Raw genomic sequence first — 19,109 nt, 5'->3', positions numbered from 1 at the left:
ACTGGTAGTCGCGTAGTAGCCCGCGCCGCCGTTGCAGCGATCAACAAAGAGAATGCGAACTTCGTGCCGCCTCGCGGCACGTCAGCGCCGCCAACTACGCGTGGCCATCACGCCCTGGCGCGAGCGCGACGCCCTTGATCTGCGCATAGACGTCGACCCCTTCGGCGAGCCGGAGCAGATCCCATGACCGCCGGCTGAGCCGCGCCAACAGCCGGCCGCCATGACCTTCGCGGCCGAGCGCCAGCACCACCAGCATCTCGTTGGCGCCGACCGGCGAGGTGGTGACGATCCGCGCCGCCACCGCGTTGAGGATCGAACTCGCCTGCGGCAGCTCACGCGCCAGGCTGACGTCGCTGGCGGCGATCCGAACCCGGCGGAGTTCGCCACTCGCCACGGGCGCCGACGGCACCAGCAGCCGCCCGCCGTCGATCTGCAGCGTCACCAGGCCATAGTTGGAATCGTAGCTTTCGACCTCGGCGTCGAAATTGACGGCTGCATCGCGTGCGATCGCCAATGGCAGCTTGGGATCGCTCTGCAGCTCGGCGAGCGGCCCGACCGCCAGCACCTTGCCGGCCTGCATAAGCACCAGATGATCGGCGAGCCGTTCGATCTCGGTGATGTCGTGGCTGACATAAATCACCGGCAGCGACAGCCGCGCATGCAGCCGCTCCAGGAACGGCAGGATCTCGTCCTTGGTGAGCCGGTCGAGCGCCGACAGCGGCTCGTCCATTAGCAAGAGTTTCGGCTGCGACAGCAGCGCCCGTCCGATCGCGACACGCTGACGCTCGCCGCCGGACAGATTGCGCGGCGATCGTTCCAGCAGCTTCGCAAGCCCAAGCAGTTCGATCACTTCGTCGAACTCGACCGCATCGGCATGGGTCTTAACCGACTCGTGCGGCGCGCCGTACAGCAGGTTGGCTCTTACCGAGAGATGCTGAAACAGGCTTGCTTCCTGAAACACATAGCCGATCGGCCGATGATGCGGTTTCAGGAAGGTCGTATCGTCCTGCCACACTTCGCCGCTGACTTCGCAGCTACTTGCCGGCAGATGCTGCAGCCCGGCGAGGCAGCGCAGCACGCTGGACTTGCCGCAGCCGGAGGGCCCGAACAGGCCGGTGATTCCGGTGGCCGGCACCGTGAACGCGGCATCCAGCTTGAAGCCGCCGAGCTGGCCGCGAAACGCCGCCCGAATGGTGGGAGGTGACAGCGCCCTCATGCCCGGATCCGCGCAGTTCGTTTTTCCAGCATCATCATGGTGAGGATCACCACGAAGGCGAACGCCGCCATGCCGCCGGCCAGGATGTTGGCCTCACGCCACTGCGAGGTTTCGACGTAATCGTAGATCGCCACCGACAGCACTTTGGTGCTGCCCGGAATGTTGCCGCCGATCATCAGCACGATGCCGAACTCGCCGACGGTGTGAGCGAAGCCGAGCACCGCGCCGGCCAGAAAGCCCGGCCGCGCCAGCGGCACCGCCACCGTCCAGAATGCCTTCAGCGGCGACGCGCGCAGCGTTGCGGCGACTTCCAGCGGACGATCGCCGATCGCATCGAACGCATTGCGGATCGGCTGCACCACGAACGGCATCGAATAGATCACCGAGCCGAACACCAGGCCGCCGAAGGTGAACGCCACGGTGCGGCCGCCCCACAGCGCCGCCAGCGCACCGCCTGGCCCGTCCGGCCCCATCAGCACAAGAAGATAAAAGCCGAGCACGGTCGGCGGCAGCACCAGCGGGAGCGCCACCACCGCCGCGATGCCTTCCTTCCACCACGCCTTGGAGCGCGCCAGCCACCATGCGATCGGCGTGCCGACGATCAGCAGGATCACCGTGGTAATCGCCGCCAGTTCGATGGTGAGCCAGACCGGCTGCCAGATGTCGGGGGGGAGATTGGTCATGGCCTATCCAACCGTCATTGCGAGGAGCGAAGCGACGAAGCAATCCAGCCCCGTGCTTGGAGCTGGATTGTTTCGCTGCGCTCGCAATGACGGGAGAGAGCGCATTGCGAACGTCAGCTCGCCTTCGGCGTGGTGACTTCGTAGCCGAACTTCTCGATGATGGCGCGCGACTCCGGGCCCTTGAGGAAGTCGAGGAACGCCTTGGCGGCGGCGTTGGCTTCGCCCTTCTTCAGCAGCACCGCGTCCTGGGTGATCGGCTTGTACAGGTTCTGCGGCACCATCCAGCGCGAGCCGTCCTTGTCGCCGATCACCTGCGACAGCGCCACGAAGCCGATCTCGGCGTTGCCGGTCTGCACGAACTGATAGGCCTGGGTGATGTTGGCGCCTTCGACCAGCTTCGGCTTGAGGTCGTCGTACAGCTTCAGCGCCTGCATGGTCTCGACCGCGGCGGCACCGTAGGGCGCGGCGGCCGGATTGCAGATCGACACCTTGGCGATCGACGCCTGCTTCAGGGTCTCTTCACCCTTCACCACGCCCGGCGACTTGCTCCACAACACCAGCTTGCCGACCGCGTAGGTGAACACGCTGTCCTTCACGCCGAGGCCTTCCTCGGCGAGCTTCTTCGGCCGCGCCGAGTCGGCCGACAGGAATACTTCGAACGGCGCGTCCTGGGTGATCTGAGTGTAGAACTGACCGCTGGCGCCGAACGACAGCACCACCTCGTGCCCGGTCTTGGCCTTGAACGCCGCAGCGATCTCCTTCACCGGCTCGGTGAAATTCGCCGCGACCGCGACCTTGGCGGAGTCGGCGAGCGCCGGCGCAGAGGCAAGACCGGCAGCGAAAGCTGCGCCGAACAGGGCGAGCTTGAGAGTGGCAATGGCTTTCAAGGGAAGTCTCCTACTGGTTGAAGTCCGCATTGATCGTGATGGCGGACAAGGCGAGCGGCGCGACGCGGCCCCGCGCCTCGTTTGGTGATGATGTCGCTCCGCTCGGAAGGATGAGATCGGGACGAACATGGTCGGTGCATCGCGTCAGTCGATCGCGACGATGACGTGAGCGGCGTCGAACACCGCGCAGGCCGGATCACCGGGCGCCAGCTTGAGGTCGTCGGCACTCCGGGCCGTGACCGAGGCGGCGAGCGTCTTGTCGCCGCCGATATCGAGCACGATCTCGGCATTGACGGCGGAGATGTCGGCGCGGCGCACGATGCCGCGCACGCAATTGCGCGCTGACACCAGCGGCGGCTGGTGGCCGGGCGCGATCATCACGAACGGCGCCTTGATCAGCACAATCGCCTCGCGGCCGACCACGAGGCCGAGGCTGCGCACGCTCTCGGCGGTCAGCAGCGCGTAGATCGTGGTCTCGGGCGACACCGTCACGGCGACTTCGGCGCTGAGCGTATCGGCCTTGATATCCGTGATGACGCCGCGAAGGGCGTTGCGGGCGCTGGTCTTCATAAAGAATCCGGAGACGAGATTGATCGGGGTGATGCCGCTGCCGGCGAGTTCGGGTTCGAGGTTGCGAAACACCCGTGCGATCTCGGCCTCGAGCCGGCCGAAAGCCTCGATCACCTTGACGCCGGTCGGCGTCAGTTGGGCGCCGCCGCCGGCCTTGCCGCCGGTGCGGGTTTCCAGCAGCGGACGGCCGAACAGGTTGGTCATCGCGTCGAGCGCGTCCCAGGCGGCCTTGTAGCTGAGGCCCGCCGCCTTGGCGCCGGCCGTGATGCTGCCCTCGCGCGCGACCGCCTGGAGCAGCCGGATGCGGTCGCGGCCGACCCCGGAAATCTCCTTCGTCTTCAGTGTGACGGTTGCCTCTATGGACATCCAGGCAGCCTCGTCATTTGGTCGGACTGGTCGTCATGTGCAGGAACTATATAACGGCATACCCATCCTGGCCAACCTCAACGAAGGAGACCACAGCCATGAAAATCAGCGCCCGCAATCAGCTCAAGGGCACCATCGTGGACGTCATCAAGGGCGCCACCACCTCGCATGTCCGTATCGACATCGGCGGCGGCGCGATCGTAACTGCTTCGATCACCAACGAATCCGCCGAAGAACTGAAGCTCGCCAAGGGCCAGCCGGCAATGGCCGTGATCAAGGCCTCCGACGTGCTGGTCGCCGTCGACTAAGCCTGTCGCGATCGGTTCAAGCGACAACAGGTCGCGCCCACCCATTACTTCAGTGCCTCGCAGACGCTGACGTGAGGGTGGGCGGGACGGCGGAAGCTGCGGCCATGCAGCTTGCCCCACCATTGATCGAGCGCGCGCCGCTCGCATTTCAGCCGCACGCTCATGCCGTCGGCGAATTTGATCCAGGCGTCGAAGCGATGGCTCGGCACTGCGATCACCAGCGGCACGTCGGCGCTGAGCGCCTCGACGATCAGATGCAGCAAGCCCCTGCCTTCGGTCTCCTGCTGGCCGAACCGATTGATGATCAGCAGATCGGCTCCCTGCGCCAGGGCGCACGCGACCCGCGCGCCGGCATCGAGCAGGCGGCTCGGATCGAGCCTGCAGCCTTCGGCCATCGGACCGAGATCCTGATACAGCGAAATCTGCTCGCCGGAATGCACCAGCCGCGCCGACAGTCCGCGGGTCTCGTCACCGCGCGGGCCGACCTGCACCAGCCCGACTGCGCGGTATCCCTGTGAATTGAGGTCGGCGGCGAATTCGCCGAGCACCTGGTCCGGGTCCTCGCCGCGTTCATAGACCAGAGCAGCCAGATCGCATTGAGAGTCGAAGGTCATCGGCCCATCGCCGCGGCTTGGCGGCGCTCCGCTGTCGAGAGAGCACGAGCGGCGGGCAGATACCCCTGCGCTCCGCCATCGTCATATATGACAGTATATAACGAGGCGACGCCAGCGGAAATTCTGCTTTCGGACCAATGGGGACGATGCGATCGAAGATCGTATGCAAAAGCAACTAGCACCGCCTGTTGTTTGGGCGATGCGTAATTTTATTGCTCTCTGATCCATATTTTTTGCGCTTTGATGCGCGTCAAATCAGGGGTTTCCCCTGCGTGCTACTGCACCGCACACAACGCAACGTCTCTGCCAGCGAGGCCCTGATACCTCGCGAGCAGTCAATCACAAGGCCACGAGGAGGTTCTGCCCGGCCGCTGCCTCAGCAGCCGCCCGGCATCGATACACCTTTCCCCTGAGATGGCCCCACGCAACACGGCGGGTTCGCTCCGCCGATCCAACGCAAGACACGCAAGAACGGACGGACCCCATGAACGCAAAATATCCTGGCATTCCCTCAGTGATCCACGGCAACGGCGCGGTGGCGCAGGTGATGGGGCATGTCTGCGGCGGCGTCATCGGCTACCCGATCACGCCTTCGACCGAGATCTCGGAAATCTATGAGGCGTTCCGCTCGTCCGGCGGCTGCAACGTCTGGGGCAAGCATCCGTTCTTCTTCGAGCCGGAAGGCGAGCACTCGGCGCAGTCCGGCGCGCTCGGCGCGGCGCTGACCGGCGGCAAGTTCGTCTCCAACGCCTCATCGAGCCAGGGCATCTTGTACGGCCTGGAGTCGCACTACGTCACCGTCGGCAAGAAGGTCGGCGGCTTCGTGCTGCAGGTCGCCGCGCGCGTGGTGTCGAAGCATTCGCTGAACGTGATGGCCGGCCACGACGACGTCTATGCGCTGCTGTCGTCGGGCTACACCATCCTGTTCGGCTCCAATCCGCAGGAAGCCGCCGACCTCGCGGCGATCTCTTATAAAGTCGCCGCGACCTCGCTGATCCCGGTCGCCAACGCGATGGACGGCTTTGCGACCTCGCACATGCTTTCCGAAGCGCTGATGCCGGAGCCGGAGCTGCTCAAGGAATTCCTCGGTGACCCGGCCGGCCGCATCAAGTGCCCGACCGTGGCGCAGGAGATGCTGTTCGGCGCCAAGGGCCGCGTGTTCCAGCTCAAGCAGTATCTGCTGCGGCACGAGGCCGACTTCATGCCGGCCGACCTCGCCTCGCTCAGGAAGTTCCTCGACGACAACGCCGACACGATCGAGACCGATAATGCCGGTACTATCGTGGTCGAGACGCTCTCCTACGTGCCGGAAGAGCTGCGCGGCCCGTGGAAGCGGCAGTGGATCAATGCGCCCGAGAAGGGCAGCCGGCAGCTCGTGCCGGCGCTGGTCGATATCGACAATCCGGGCCTGACCGGCGGCGTGCAGAACCAGCCCGACTTCCAGGCCGGCGCGGTCGACCACCGCACGCACTTCGCCAATGCGGTGCCGCGCTTCGTCACCGAAGCGATGGCCGAATACGCCGCGCTGACGGGGCGCGAATACAAGCCGGTGATGACCTATATGTGCGACGACGCCGAGCACGTCGTGGTCGGCCTCGGCTCGGTCACCGACGACGCCGAAGCGGTCGCGGCTTATCTGCGCTCGCAGGGCAAGAAGGTCGGCGTGGTATCGATCAAGATGCTGCAGCCATTCCCGGAAGCCGAGCTGGTCGAAGCGCTGAAGGGCAAGACCGCCGTCACCGTGTTGGAGCGCTCGGACGTCACCGCGCTGACCCAGCTCGTCACCCAGGCGCTGTGCAAGGCCCGGGAGAACGGCGACGCCGGCGTCCGTCACGCCGGCATTCCGGCGCTGGCCAAACTGCCGAAGATCACCACCGCGATCTTCGGCCTCGGCGGCCACGACCTGCAGCCGCGCGACCTGATCGCCTGCTACGCCAATATGGAGAAGCAGGACTCGGCGCCGTTCGTGTATCTCGGCACCAAGTTCTTCACCGAGAACCCGTCGCCGCGGATGGAGGCGCTACAGAACCGGCTGAAGGCGGCGTATCCGGAAACCCAGTTCATGGCGCTGCCGACGGGGCAGAACCCGAATCTGCTGCCGCCCTCCGCGTTCCGCATCCGCTTCCACTCGATCGGCGGCTACGGCACCATCGCGTCCGGCAAGCTGCTCACCGACATCCTGGCCGGCGCGCTCGACATGCATTCGAAGTCGGCGCCGAAATACGGCTCGGAAAAGAGCGGCGCGCCGACCAACTACTACATCACGCTGTCGCCGGAGCCGGTGAAGATCACCAATGCCGAACTGGAAGACGTCGAGATCGTGATCTCGCCGGACCACAAGGTGTTCGTGCATACCAACCCGCTGCGCGGCCTGGTCGCGGGCGGCACCTTCATCCTGCAGACCAACCTGTCGCCGCTCGAAGTGTGGCGTGATCTGCCCGCCAAGGCGCGCCAGACCATCCGCGACAAGAAGATCAAGTTCTACGTCATCGACGCCTTCGCGGTGGCCAAGCGCCACGCACCCACCGCCGAACTCGAAACCCGCATGATGGGCATCGCCTTCATCGGCGCGGTGTGCGGCAATGTCGACCGCGTGGTCGCCGACGCCTCGCAGGACGCGATGCTCAACAAGATCCGTCAGCAGATCTCGAAGAAGTTCGGCGCCAAGGGCGGCGACATCGTCGAAGGCAACATGGCGGTGATCCGCGAGGGTCTCGAGGCCACCCACAAGGTCGATGTCGACGCGCCGGAGTTCAGCGAGGACGCCATCAAGGCGGCGCCGAAGGCCAAGCGCGACGCCTCGATCTCGGCCTCGATGTGCCGCGTCGCGGCGCCGGCGCAGGCTTCGGGCTTCCTCGATCCGGAGTACTACGACGACGTGCTCGCCGCGCCGTTCCGCGACGGCACCATTGCGGAGGCGCCGGTGCTGCCGGGCATCGGCATGTTCATGCCGGCCGGCTCCGCCGCCGCCAAGGACAAGGGCCTGTTCCGACGCAACGTGCCGGAGTTCAAGGCCGACCTCTGCACCGGTTGTATGGAATGCGCGTTGGTCTGCCCGGACGCGGCGATCCCGAATGCGGTGCACGACATCCACGAACTGCTGCTGACCGCGATCAAGCAGCTCGACATCGCGCCGGCTCAGCAAGACGCGCTTCGCGAGAAGGTGCCGGCGCTGACCGAGGCGATCCGCGACGTGTATCGCCAGGCTAAGGACGACAAGCCGTTCCACGACATCGTGGCGCAGGCTGCCGAAGCGCTGAACGTCGACAACGCCACGCTGAACCGCAACTTCGGCAAGCTGTCGGCGGCGCTGTCGGTGTATCCGGTGGCCCGCACCCGGCCGTTCTTCGACGCGATGGAGAAGAGCCAGCCGGGCACCGGCGGCCTGTATTCGGTGAGCGTCGATCCGTGGAAGTGCTCGGGCTGTCTCGAATGTATCGACGTCTGCGGCCCCGGCGCGCTGGTCGATCGTGAGCAGGACGAGCCGATGCTGGAGCAGCTCCAGGCGCGGTTCGAATTTCTCAGCCGCACCCCGAACACTCCCGCCCGGTTCACCGAAAGTGCCACCAAGCCGGAAGGCGAGACCAAGCGCCTGATGCTTGATCGCGCCAATTACTACGCGACCACCGGCGGCCACGGCGCCTGCCGCGGCTGCGGCGAAGTCACCGCGATCCGTCTGGTCACCTCGACCAACCACGCGATCCACGACAAGCGCCGCAAGGACCACATCCGCGAGCTGGAGAACCTGATCGACCAGCTCAATGCCAAGCGGGCGCTGGTCGCCGGCGACGACGCGCGCGCCGCCCGGATCGACCAGACCCTGAAGACGCTGGAGAAGCGGCTCTACAACTACGAGAGCGGCCCGACCGGCAACGGCCCGTCCGGTATGGTGATCGCAAACGCCACCGGCTGCTCGAGCGTCTATGCGTCGACCTTCCCGTTCAACCCCTACACCGATCCGTGGGTAAACAGCCTGTTCCAGGACACGCCTGCCGTCGCCAAGGGCATCTTCGAAGGTCTCACCGCCAAGGCGTCGGAGGACGTCCGGGCGCTGCGCATCGCCAAGCTCGAACTCGCCGACGCCTATGATGCGGCCAAGCACGAGGGTTACTTCCGCTACTTCGGCTGGAGCGAATTCACCCCGGAAGAGCGGTCGATGCTGCCGACCGTGCTGAGCATGGGCGGCGACGGCGCCACCTACGACATCGGCTTCGGCGCGCTGTCGCGTCTGCTCGCCACCAAGACCCCGATCAAGGTCGTGGTGCTGAACACCGGTGCCTATTCCAACACCGGCGGCCAGACCTCGACGGCGAGCCTCACCGGCCAGGACAGCGACCTGTCGCGGTTCGGCATCGCCCAGCACGGCAAGCAGGAATCCCGCAAGGAGCTCGGCCTGATCGCCTCGTTCCATCCCAGCGTGTTCGTGGTGCAGACCGCGACCGCGCTGCAGGGCCACTTCCTGAAGAACGTGATGGAGTTCCTGAACCACACCTCGTCGCCGGCGGTGCTCGACGTCTATACGCCGTGCCAAGCCGAGCACGGCATCGGCGACGCCGCGGCGAGCCGCCAGGCGCGCCTCGCGGTCGAGAGCCGGATGAACCCGGTGTTCGTCCACGACCCGCGCAAGACCGGCAAGAACGAGCGCGCTTTCTCGCTCGACGGCAATCCGGAAGCCGATCAGGACTGGGCGTCGAAGTCGATCGAATATGTCGATGACAACGGCACCACCCAGCTGTTGAAGGCCAAGCTGACGCCGGCCGACTTCGCCCACACCGAAGTCCGCTTCCGCAAGCAGTTCAAGCCGCTGAAGGAGGGCGCCGACGCGCTGCCGATCGACGAATACGTCGCGCTTGACCCGGCCGCGCGCGTCGGCAAGACGCCCTACATCCACGCCACCGACGCCGACAAGAAGCTGATCAAGCTGTCGGTCGGCGACACCGTGGTGGCGCTGGTCGAGGAACGGCGCAAGTACTGGCGCACGCTGCAGGTGCTGGCCGGCTTCGACGTCCGTGCGCTCGACGAGAGCCACCGCGTCGAACTGGAGGCGCTGCAACAGCAGTACGAGGAACAGGTCAAGGCTCGCGAGTCCTCGCTCGATCAGATCGCGCGCGGCATGAGCGAACTGGCGGCCTCGTCCAACGCCCCGGCGGCGAACGGCCTCAGTGCGCTGATGAACGGCTTCGCCCCGGCGCCGGCCGCGGCGGCGGCGAGCAACGGCGCCAAGGCCGCCAATGGCAACGGCGCCGAGCCGATCCACATCGACGATGCGGACCTCGGCAAATGCACCAACTGCAAGAGCTGCTACCAGGACGTGCCGGAAGTGTTCGAACTCACCAAGATCGTCGTCGACGGCGCCCCGAAGGACGTCGCCCACGTCATCCCCGGCGTGTTCGGCAAGCTCAAGGTGACGGCTGAACTGTCGGCCAAACTGAGCCGCGCAGCGGCCAACTGCGATGCGGAGATCATTCGATGAGCGACGTCACCGGAACGGTCTCCAGCGACGTGCTGCGCTACCAACAGGCGCGCAGCACGCTGGAAAGCTCCAAGAGCGAACTGGAAGAGCTGCAGAACAGCGAGGCTGTCGGCATCTTCCAGAAGCAGCTCGCGCTCTTGCAGAAGCGCCTGGTCAACGACCCGGCGTCGCTGCGCAACATGTTCATCGCGGACGGCACCCAGGCCATCGTCTGGGAATTCCAGCAGCCGGAGCTGGGTGAAGCCTTCACCACCACGCTGTGGAATCTGCTCGCACGCGGCGACGACATGTCGACGATCCTGCAGCGCTTCATCTGGGCGCTGCCGCTGAAGTTCAAGCGCAAGTTCATCAAGGCGATCGACGTGCACCTGCGCGGTCGCTACCCGATGTTCGAGAACCTGTCGGAAGGCTGGCCGGGCGAAGCGTTCATCCCGCCCTACATCCGTCCGGCGGAAGAGCGCGCGATCGACTTCGAACTCGTGAACCAGGGCTATCTCGGCTACCAGTCGATCGGCTACTCGGTGCGCGAGTGCGAGCTGTTCGTCTGGCTCGAGGTGATGCGCGACAAGCAGTGCGACGACAAGCCGTGCGAGCTCGGCGTTCTGATCCAGGGCCGGAAGGAAGCCAAGGGCGGCTGTCCGGTGAAGATCCACATCCCCGAGATGCTGGACCTGCTCGGCAACGGCAAGCATCGCGAAGCCTTGGAGCTGATCGAGAGCTGCAACCCGCTGCCGAACGTCACCGGCCGCGTCTGCCCGCAGGAACTGCAGTGCCAGGGCGTCTGCACCCATACCAAGCGTCCGATCGAAATCGGCCAGCTCGAATGGTATCTGCCCGAACATCAGAAGCTGGTCGATCCCAACGCCAATGCGCGCTTCGCCGGCCGCATCTCACCCTGGGCGGCAGCGGTGAAACCGCCGATCGCGGTGGTCGGCTCCGGTCCGTCGGGTCTGATCAACGCGTACTTGCTGGCGGTCGAGGGCTTCCCGGTCACGATCTTCGAAGCGTTCCACGACCTCGGCGGCGTGTTGCGCTACGGCATTCCGGAATTCCGCCTGCCCAACACGCTGATCGACGACGTCGTCGAAAAGATCATCCTGCTCGGCGGCCGGTTCGTGAAAAATTTCGTGGTCGGCAAGACCGCGACGCTCGAAGACCTCAAGGCCGAAGGCTTCTGGAAGATCTTCGTCGGCACCGGCGCAGGCCTGCCGACCTTCATGAACGTGCCCGGCGAGCATCTGCTCGGCGTGATGTCGGCCAACGAGTTCCTGACCCGCGTCAACCTGATGCGCGGCCTGGACGACCGTTACGAGACGCCGCTGCCCGAAGTGAAGGGCAAGAACGTGTTCGTGATCGGCGGCGGCAACACCGCGATGGACGCGGCGCGCACCGCCAAGCGGCTCGGCGGCAACGTCACCATCGTGTATCGCCGCACCAAGAGCGAGATGCCGGCTCGCGTCGAGGAGCTGCATCACGCGCTGGAAGAGGAGATCAATCTCGCGGTGCTGCGCGCGCCGCGCGAATTCATCGGCGACGACCACACCCACTTCGTCACCCACGCGCTGCTCGACGTCAACGAGCTCGGCGAACCGGACAAGTCCGGCCGCCGCAGCCCGAAGCCGACCGGGCAGATCGAGCGGGTGCCGGTCGACCTCGTGATCATGGCGCTGGGCAACACCGCCAACCCGATCATGAAGGACGCCGAGCCGGGCCTGAAGACCAACAAATGGGGCACCATCGAGGTCGAAGAAGGCTCGCAGCGGACTTCGATTCCCGGCGTCTACACCGGCGGCGACGCCGCCCGTGGCGGCTCCACCGCGATCCGCGCGGCCGGCGACGGCCAGGCGGCGGCGCGAGAGATCGTCGGCGAGATCCCGTTCACCCCGGCCGAGATCAAGGACCGGGTCGAACGCGCCGCGAAGTACACCGAGCTCGGCCAGGTGGCGCAGACTATCGTGGGCAAGGTGCCGCTCGCCGGCGGCATCGTCGAGTTCACCGTGCGGGCCCCGATGGTGGCGCGCTCGGCCCAGGCCGGCCAGTTCGTCCGCGTGCTGCCGTGGGAGAAGGGCGAACTGATCCCGCTGACGCTGGCCGATTGGGACGCAGAGAAAGGCACCATCGACCTCGTGGTGCAGGGCATGGGCACCTCGTCGCTCGAGATCAACCGGATGGCGATCGGCGATGCGTTCTCCGGCATCGCCGGCCCGCTCGGCCGCGCCAGCAAGCTGCACCGCTATGAGGGCAACCAGACCGTGGTGTTCTGCGCCGGCGGCGTCGGCCTGCCGCCGGTGTATCCGATCATGCGCGAGCACCTGCGGCTCGGCAACCACGTCACGCTGATCTCCGGCTTCCGCGCCAAGGAGTTCCTGTTCTGGACCGGCGACGACGAGCGCGTCGGCAAGCTGAAGCAGGAGTTCGGCGACCAGCTGTCGCTGATCTACACCACCAATGACGGCTCCTACGGCGTCAAAGGCTTCGTCACCGGCCCGCTCGAGGAGATGATGAAGGCCAACCAGGAAGGCAAAGGCCGCAGCATCGCCGAGGTGGTGGCGATCGGCCCGCCGCTGATGATGCGGGCGGTCAGCGACCTCACCAAACCCTACGGCGTCAAGACCGTGGCGAGCCTCAACTCGATCATGGTGGATGCCACGGGAATGTGCGGCGCCTGCATGGTGCCGGTGACGATCGACGGCAAGATGGTCCGCAAGCACGCCTGCATCGACGGCCCGGAAATCGACGCCCACATCATCGACTGGGACAAGTTCCTGCCCCGCTTCAACGCCTTCAAGACGCAGGAACTGGAGAGCAAGAAGAAGCACGGCTTCGCGTAGACGAGTCGGCCCTGTTAACTCAATACACCCACGTCATGCCCGGGCTCGTCCCGGGCATCCACGTCTTGGGACCTCGCTACGCTGGCGCGTGGATGACCGGGATGAGCCCGGCCATGGAGAAAGGTCAGACTTTCCCCTCCAGCGCCTGGACGCGCTGCTCCAGCTCGTCGAGCCCGCGCAGACGGTCTTCGATCGGCTGGAGGTGGTTCTCGATCCGCGTCTGCAGATGCGCCAGTGATCCGCCGAGTTCGGCCTTGATCATCAGTTCGAGGTCGTCGCGTTGCTCGGCGACGCGGCGTTCGATGCGGCGGGCGTAATCAATCGTCTGCAGCGACAGCGTCCGCACCTCGGCCAGCTCCTTGCGGGTGGCGCGCGTCTCTTGCAGCGTCTGCTGGCACAGCCGCGTCAGAAGTTCGAGACTGATCGGATCGTCGGGCATCGTCGATGTCCTTGTCACATCGACAATATACGCCTGCCCTTAAGCTTTCGGAAGTGCCGGACCCCCTGCACCGCCAAAGGCATATCCCAACGGGAAAATCCCGGCTGCCCCACTGGAACGGGGTGCCAAAAGCCGCAAGACCCCTTAAGTTGCGGCCATGCCGAAAAGCTCCAAATCCGCCGCCGCGACGCCCGCCGCCTCCACGCCCCCTGCCCCGGCCGGCGTCAAGCCGCCCGGCAAGGGCGACCATGTGTTCCTGGTCGACGGCTCGTCCTACATCTTCCGCGCCTATCACGCGCTGCCGCCGCTCAACCGCAAATCGGACGGGCTGCAGGTCAATGCCGTTCTCGGCTTCTGCAACATGCTGTGGAAGCTGCTGCGTGACATGCCGCCGGAGAACCGGCCGACGCATCTGGCGATCATCTTCGACAAATCCGAAGTCACCTTCCGCAACGCGCTCTACCCCGAATACAAGGCGCACCGGCCGCCGGCGCCGGAGGACCTGATCCCGCAATTCGGCCTGATCCGCGAGGCGGTGCGGGCGTTCGATCTGCCATGCCTGGAACAGTCCGGTTTCGAGGCCGACGACCTGATCGCCACTTACGTGCGCGAGGCCTGCGAGGCCGGGGCTACGGCGACGATCGTGTCGTCCGACAAGGACCTGATGCAGCTCGTGACCGACTGCGTGGTGATGTACGACACCATGAAGGACCGCCGCATCGGCGTGCCCGAGGTGATCGAGAAATTCGGCGTGCCGCCCAATAAGGTCGTCGAGGTCCAGGCGCTGGCCGGCGACAGCGTCGACAACGTGCCGGGCGTGCCGGGCATCGGCATCAAGACCGCCGCGCAGCTGATCAACGAATATGGCGACCTCGAAACCCTGCTCGCCCGCGCACCTGAGATCAAGCAGCCGAAGCGGCGCGAAGCGCTGATCGAGAATGCCGAGAAAGCGCGGATCTCGCGCAAGCTGGTGCTGCTCGACGACCATGTGAAGTTAGAGGTGCCGCTGGAAGAGCTGGCGGTGCACGAGCCCGACGCGCGAAAACTGGTGGCGTTCCTCAAGGCGATGGAATTCACCACGCTGACGCGGCGCGTTGCGGAGTATGCGCAGATCGATCCGTCGGATGTCGAGGCGGAGACGGCGCTCAAGTCGGCCGTTCCGACGCTGGCGAGGAGCGCCGTTGCCGCGAGCGACGATTTGTTTGCGGGGCAAGAGCCCTCACCCCAGCCCTCTCCCGCAAGCGGGAGAGGGAGCGCGCCGGATTCGGGGCCAGGTGGTCCACTGAATGCCGGACGCGGACGCGACGGCAAGCCGGGCGTCGTGCTGTCGCCGGAGGCGCTGGTGGCGTCGCGAGCCGAGGCTGCGCGAAAGGTCCCGGTCGACCGCACCGCCTACAAGACACTACGCACGCTGGACGAGTTGCACGCTGTCATCGCCCGCATCCACGACACCGGCGTGGTGGCACTGGAAGCGGTCGCGACCTCGATCGATCCGATGCAGGCGGAGCTGACCGGCGTTGCGCTGGCGCTCGGCCCGAACGACGCCTGCTACATCCCGCTGGCCCACAAGCAGGCCGGCGATGGCGACGGCCTGTTCGCCGCCGGCCTTGCGCCCGATCAGCTCGGCACCCGCGACGCGCTCGATGCGCTGAAGCCGGTCCTCGAATCCGCAGGCGTCGCCAAGGTCGGCTTCGCGATCAAGTTTGCCGCGGTGCTGCTGGCGCAGCATGGTCTGACCTTGCGCAACATCGACGATCCGCAACTGATGTCCTACGCGCTCGATGCCGGCCGCGGCAGCCATGGGCTCGACGCGCTGTCCGAGAGCAATCTCGGCCATACGCTGCAAACGCTGACCGAGTTGACCGGCACCGGTAAAAACAAGATCGGCTTCGATCAGGTCGGAATCGATCGCGCCACCGCCTATGCGGCCGAGCGCGCCGACGTGAGCTTGCGGCTGGCGCGCGCGCTCAAGCCACGCCTTGTCGCGGGCAGCATGACGGCGGTGTACGAGACGCTGGAGCGACCGCTGGTCGGCGTGCTGGCACGGATGGAGCGGCGCGGCATCTCGATCGACCGCCAGGTGCTGTCGCGGCTGTCGTCCGATTTCGCCCAGACCGCGGCGCGGATCGAGGCCGAGATCCGCGAGCTCGCCGGCGAGGACATCAATATCGGCAGCCCGAAGCAGCTCGGCGACATCCTGTTCGGCAAGATGGGGCTGCCCGGCGGCAGCAAGACCAAGACCGGCGCGTGGTCGACCTCGGCGCAGGTGCTCGACGAACTCGCCGAGCAGGGCCACGAATTCCCGAAGAAGATTCTGGAGTGGCGGCAGGTCAGCAAGCTGCGCTCGACCTACACCGACGCGCTGCCGAATTACGTGCATCCGCAGACCCACCGCGTCCACACCACCTATGCGCTCGCCGCCACCACAACCGGCCGGCTGTCGTCGAACGAGCCGAACCTGCAGAACATCCCGGTGCGCACGGAGGACGGCCGCAAAATCCGCCGCGCCTTCGTGGCGACGCCAGGGAACAAGCTGGTGTCGGCCGACTACTCGCAGATCGAGCTGCGGCTCTTGTCCGAAGTCGCCGACGTCCCGGCGCTGCGCAAGGCGTTTCAGGACGGCATCGACATTCACGCGATGACGGCGTCGGAGATGTTCGGCGTCCCGGTCGAAGGCATGCCGTCGGAGATCCGCCGCCGGGCGAAAGCGATCAATTTCGGCATTATCTACGGCATCTCGGCGTTCGGCCTCGCCAATCAGCTCGGCATCCCGCGCGAGGAAGCCGGCGCCTATATCAAGCGCTACTTCGAGCGCTTCCCGGGCATCCGCGCCTATATGGACGAGACCCGCGATTTCTGCCGCACGCATGGTTACGTCACCACGCTGTTCGGCCGCAAATGCCACTATCCGGACATCAAGGCCTCGAACCCGTCGATCCGCGCGTTCAACGAACGCGCCGCGATCAACGCCCGGCTGCAGGGCTCCGCCGCCGACATCATCCGCCGCGCCATGGTGCGGATGGAGGACGCGCTCGCCGAAAAGAAGCTCAGCGCCCAGATGCTGCTGCAGGTCCACGACGAACTGATCTTCGAAGTGCCGGAAGCCGAGGTCGAAGCGACGCTGCCGGTGGTGCGCAGCGTGATGCAGGACGCGCCGTTCCCGGCGGTGATCCTCAACGTCCCGCTGCAGGTGGATGCACGCGCGGCGGATAATTGGGACGAAGCGCATTAGTGGCGCCCATCGCTGTGGGTTGCTGATCCGCGTCGGGCACTGAGCAACCTCGCCCGCTTGCGGGAGAGGTCGGATCGCGCAGCGATCCGGGTGAGGGCACTCCTCTCCGCGAGACGCGAACTCACTGCTCGGGGCGCCCTCACCCCAACCCTCTCCCGCGGGCGGGAGAGGGAGCGCGCTGAGCCAAGCGGCACTGCTGCGGTCAATACGGCGGGCGCTGTAGGCATTTGCCCCGTTGATACCTTCCTCGCGCCGCTGGCATCGGCGCGGTCTCGGGGATAGATTGCGGCGTTTTCCGCAAAGCTGAAGCTAGAGAGTCCGCCCGTGTCCAAATCCGCGTCCCGCGCCCGCCTTGCAGACATCATCCGCACCCGTTCGTTCGGCCGGGGGGAGATCACGCTCGCGTCGGGGCGCAAGAGCGACTTCTACTTCAACCTGAAGCCGACGATGCTCGATCCCGAGGGCGCCGCGCTGCTGGCCGAATTGACCTATGAGGCGCTGCGCGACGAGAAGGTCGACTATGTCGGCGGGCTGGAGATGGGCGCGGTGCCGCTGGCCGGCGCGATCGCGCAGCTGTCCTGGCTGAAGAACCATCCGATCGCGGCGTTCTTCGTGCGCAAGAAGCCGAAGGAACATGGCGCCCGGCTGTCGGTCGAAGGCCTGGCCAAGGGCGAGAGCCTCGCCGGCAAGCGCTGCGTCATCGTCGAGGACGTCACCACCACCGGCGGCTCGGCCATCAAGGCGGTCGAAGCGGTGAAGGAATCCGGGGCCGAGATCGTGCTGGTGCTGACCATGGTGGACCGCGAGGAAGGCGCCACCGAAGCCTTCGCCGAGGCCGGGCTGCCGTTCCGGTCACTGTACAAGGCCAGCGAGTTCCTCAACACCTGAGCGCCGCGGACGCCGCCGGAAACCCGGCGTTTACCATCCTGCTCTAAAGTTGCGACCAACAGCGGCCTTGCCGCGGGGTGGTTGCGTCGGTGGAGTGGGCGTTGCGTCATATTCTTACCAATTCACGCCTTCGGCGCCGCGCGCTCGTCCTCGGGGCCGCGCTCGCTTTGCCGGTGTTCGCCACGCCTGAGATCGCCTCGGCGCAGAACCTGCTGGAATTTCTGTTCGGCGGCTCCGGCCCGCAGCGGCCACAGCAGCGCGGCGCGCCGGCGCAGGCCAGCTTCTTCGCCGACCCGTTCGGGCTCAATCAGCAAAACCAGCAGCCGCAACCGCAGCGCCAGGCGTCCGCCGGGGGCGGCGGCCCGGCATTCTGCGTGCGAAGCTGCGACGGCAAGTACTTCCCGCTGCAGCTCCGCGCCGGCACCAGCCCGGCACAGATGTGCCAGGCGTTCTGCCCGGCCGGCAATGCCAAGGTGTATTACGGCAGCCAGATCGACGGCGCGCGCGCCGCCAATGGCGAGCGCTACGCCGACTCGCCCAACGCCTTCGCCTATCGCAAGGCGCTGAAGCCGGACTGCACCTGCAACGGCCGCGATCCCGCCGGCCTCGCGCAGATCGACCTGTCGCAGGACACCTCGCTGCGCGCCGGCGACATCGTCGCCACCGCCGACGGCCTTGCCGCCTATACGGGCGTGCGTCTCGGCGTCGAGCAGACGCCGGACTTCACCCCGGTCGCCGACTATCCGGGCCTGACCGCCAGCCTGCGCGCCCGCCTCGGCGAGATGAAGGTCGCTCCGGTCAACGAGCAGATCGCCGAACAGGCGCCCCCCGCGCTCGGCCGCGACGTCTCACTGCCGGTCGAGACTCCGAAGCCGCTTCCCCACGGCCGCCGCGCCGGCATCGACTGAGTCTCTCTCGCACTCACCGTCATTCCGGGACGCTCGCGCCAGCGAGCGGACCCGGAATCTCGACGTTCAAGGCACCGCGGCGGCGCGGCGCGGGGAGGCTTATCGACCAAACAACCGCGGGATTCCGGGTTCGCTCACTTCGTGAGCGCCCCGGAATGACACCTCCGGCTTAAGCGCTACGCAGCCCACGCAATGCCTCGACGCCTACCTGCCGACGATCACCCCGATCACATTCGGGGCGGTGCGGTAGCATTCCTCGAGGTGGGCGCGGGCGGCGGCGCGGTTTTCGGCGGTGAGCAGGCCGCGGGCTTCGGCCAGGATCATCCAGCAATAGCCCCACCAGTCGGTCAGCATGCCGGTGTCGTCGACCAGATCGTAGCCGTGCTCGGCCGCGAAGATCCGCGCGGTGGCCTCGTCGAGCGTATCCAGCCAGGCAAGATCGGCAGGATCGAACATCTGGTCGACCAGATCGTCCGGGCAGTAACCCCAGATCGACACGCACACCGCGTTGAACTCGCGGTCGAGCTGGTCGTCATCGACCCATTGCCGGCGGGCGAGCTGATGCAGCCGCGACAGCGAACGGGCGAAATCGGCGATCCGGGTGAGCGCCGTCTGGTCGAAGGCGATGGTGGACATCTCGTCCTCGGAAGCTTGAACAGACCATAGATATAGACGGCGCCGCGCGCCGAATCGA

The 19,109-nt window shown here is 66.2% G+C and carries 13 protein-coding genes; 6 read left to right on the top strand and 7 right to left on the bottom strand.

The features are described 5' to 3' along the window. Nucleotides 1–94: 94 nt before the first annotated feature. From modC to DY468_RS14515, 4 genes are all read right to left on the bottom strand, one after another. On the bottom strand, nt 95–1,216 hold the full coding sequence (gene modC / locus DY468_RS14530; RefSeq protein WP_164605514.1) for a molybdenum ABC transporter ATP-binding protein: 1,122 nt from the start codon (nt 1,214–1,216) through the stop codon (nt 95–97). After that, on the bottom strand, nt 1,213–1,899 hold the full coding sequence (gene modB / locus DY468_RS14525) for a molybdate ABC transporter permease subunit (RefSeq protein WP_164605513.1): 687 nt from the start codon (nt 1,897–1,899) through the stop codon (nt 1,213–1,215). Before modB ends, modC begins: the two co-directional genes overlap by 4 nt. A gap of 113 nt (nt 1,900–2,012) precedes the next feature. Then, nucleotides 2,013–2,786, bottom strand: a complete 774-nt coding sequence (gene modA, locus DY468_RS14520) for a molybdate ABC transporter substrate-binding protein (RefSeq protein WP_011160249.1) — start codon at nt 2,784–2,786, stop codon at nt 2,013–2,015. 144 nt (nt 2,787–2,930) lie between these two features. Then, complete coding sequence (locus DY468_RS14515) at nt 2,931–3,722, bottom strand: TOBE domain-containing protein (RefSeq protein ID WP_164605512.1); 792 nt, start codon at nt 3,720–3,722, stop codon at nt 2,931–2,933. A gap of 98 nt (nt 3,723–3,820) precedes the next feature. On the opposite strand from DY468_RS14515, the gene DY468_RS14510 reads away from it, so the two are divergent. Beyond that, a complete protein-coding gene (locus DY468_RS14510) occupies nt 3,821–4,030 on the top strand; it encodes a TOBE domain-containing protein (protein WP_110786639.1) in 210 nt (69 codons plus the stop codon). 44 nt (nt 4,031–4,074) lie between these two features. Here the strand turns inward: DY468_RS14510 and DY468_RS14505 are convergent, their stop codons facing one another. Further along, nucleotides 4,075–4,644 (bottom strand): DUF2478 domain-containing protein, encoded by a 570-nt coding sequence (locus DY468_RS14505; RefSeq protein WP_164605511.1) that lies wholly within the window; start codon nt 4,642–4,644, stop codon nt 4,075–4,077. Between the two features lie 484 nt (nt 4,645–5,128). On the opposite strand from DY468_RS14505, the gene DY468_RS14500 reads away from it, so the two are divergent. Together DY468_RS14500 and DY468_RS14495 are read left to right on the top strand one after the other, a co-directional pair. After that, on the top strand, nt 5,129–10,117 hold the full coding sequence (locus DY468_RS14500; RefSeq protein ID WP_164605510.1) for a 2-oxoacid:acceptor oxidoreductase family protein: 4,989 nt from the start codon (nt 5,129–5,131) through the stop codon (nt 10,115–10,117). Continuing rightward, nucleotides 10,114–12,948, top strand: coding sequence for a sulfide/dihydroorotate dehydrogenase-like FAD/NAD-binding protein (locus tag DY468_RS14495; protein ID WP_164605509.1), 2,835 nt, complete (start codon nt 10,114–10,116; stop codon nt 12,946–12,948). The genes DY468_RS14500 and DY468_RS14495 overlap by 4 nt, the downstream gene beginning before the upstream one ends. Before the next feature lie 124 nt (nt 12,949–13,072). Here the strand turns inward: DY468_RS14495 and DY468_RS14490 are convergent, their stop codons facing one another. After that, nucleotides 13,073–13,387, bottom strand: a complete 315-nt coding sequence (locus tag DY468_RS14490; RefSeq protein ID WP_164605508.1) for a hypothetical protein — start codon at nt 13,385–13,387, stop codon at nt 13,073–13,075. Between the two features lie 157 nt (nt 13,388–13,544). Here DY468_RS14490 and polA point away from each other — a divergent pair, with 157 nt between their 5' ends. The 3 genes from polA (at nt 13,545) to DY468_RS14475 (ending at nt 18,415) form a co-directional block, all read left to right on the top strand. Further along, nucleotides 13,545–16,619 (top strand): DNA polymerase I, encoded by a 3,075-nt coding sequence (polA, locus tag DY468_RS14485; RefSeq protein WP_164605507.1) that lies wholly within the window; start codon nt 13,545–13,547, stop codon nt 16,617–16,619. Nucleotides 16,620–16,943: 324 nt separating this feature from the next. Then, nucleotides 16,944–17,507: an orotate phosphoribosyltransferase gene (pyrE, locus tag DY468_RS14480; RefSeq protein ID WP_013504533.1), complete on the top strand. Its 564-nt coding sequence runs from the start codon at nt 16,944–16,946 to the stop codon at nt 17,505–17,507. A 101-nt stretch (nt 17,508–17,608) separates the two neighbouring features. After that, nucleotides 17,609–18,415: a DUF2865 domain-containing protein gene (locus DY468_RS14475; RefSeq protein WP_164605506.1), complete on the top strand. Its 807-nt coding sequence runs from the start codon at nt 17,609–17,611 to the stop codon at nt 18,413–18,415. 204 nt (nt 18,416–18,619) lie between these two features. Here the strand turns inward: DY468_RS14475 and DY468_RS14470 are convergent, their stop codons facing one another. After that, a complete protein-coding gene (locus tag DY468_RS14470; RefSeq protein WP_164605505.1) occupies nt 18,620–19,051 on the bottom strand; it encodes a hypothetical protein in 432 nt (143 codons plus the stop codon). Nucleotides 19,052–19,109: the final 58 nt, after the last annotated feature.

It is taken from the genome of Rhodopseudomonas sp. BR0M22 (assembly GCF_010907035.1).
GTDB lineage: Bacteria > Pseudomonadota > Alphaproteobacteria > Rhizobiales > Xanthobacteraceae > Rhodopseudomonas.
The sequence above is the reverse complement of the archived record's forward strand: the minus strand, read 5'-3'. Positions and strand labels throughout refer to the sequence as shown.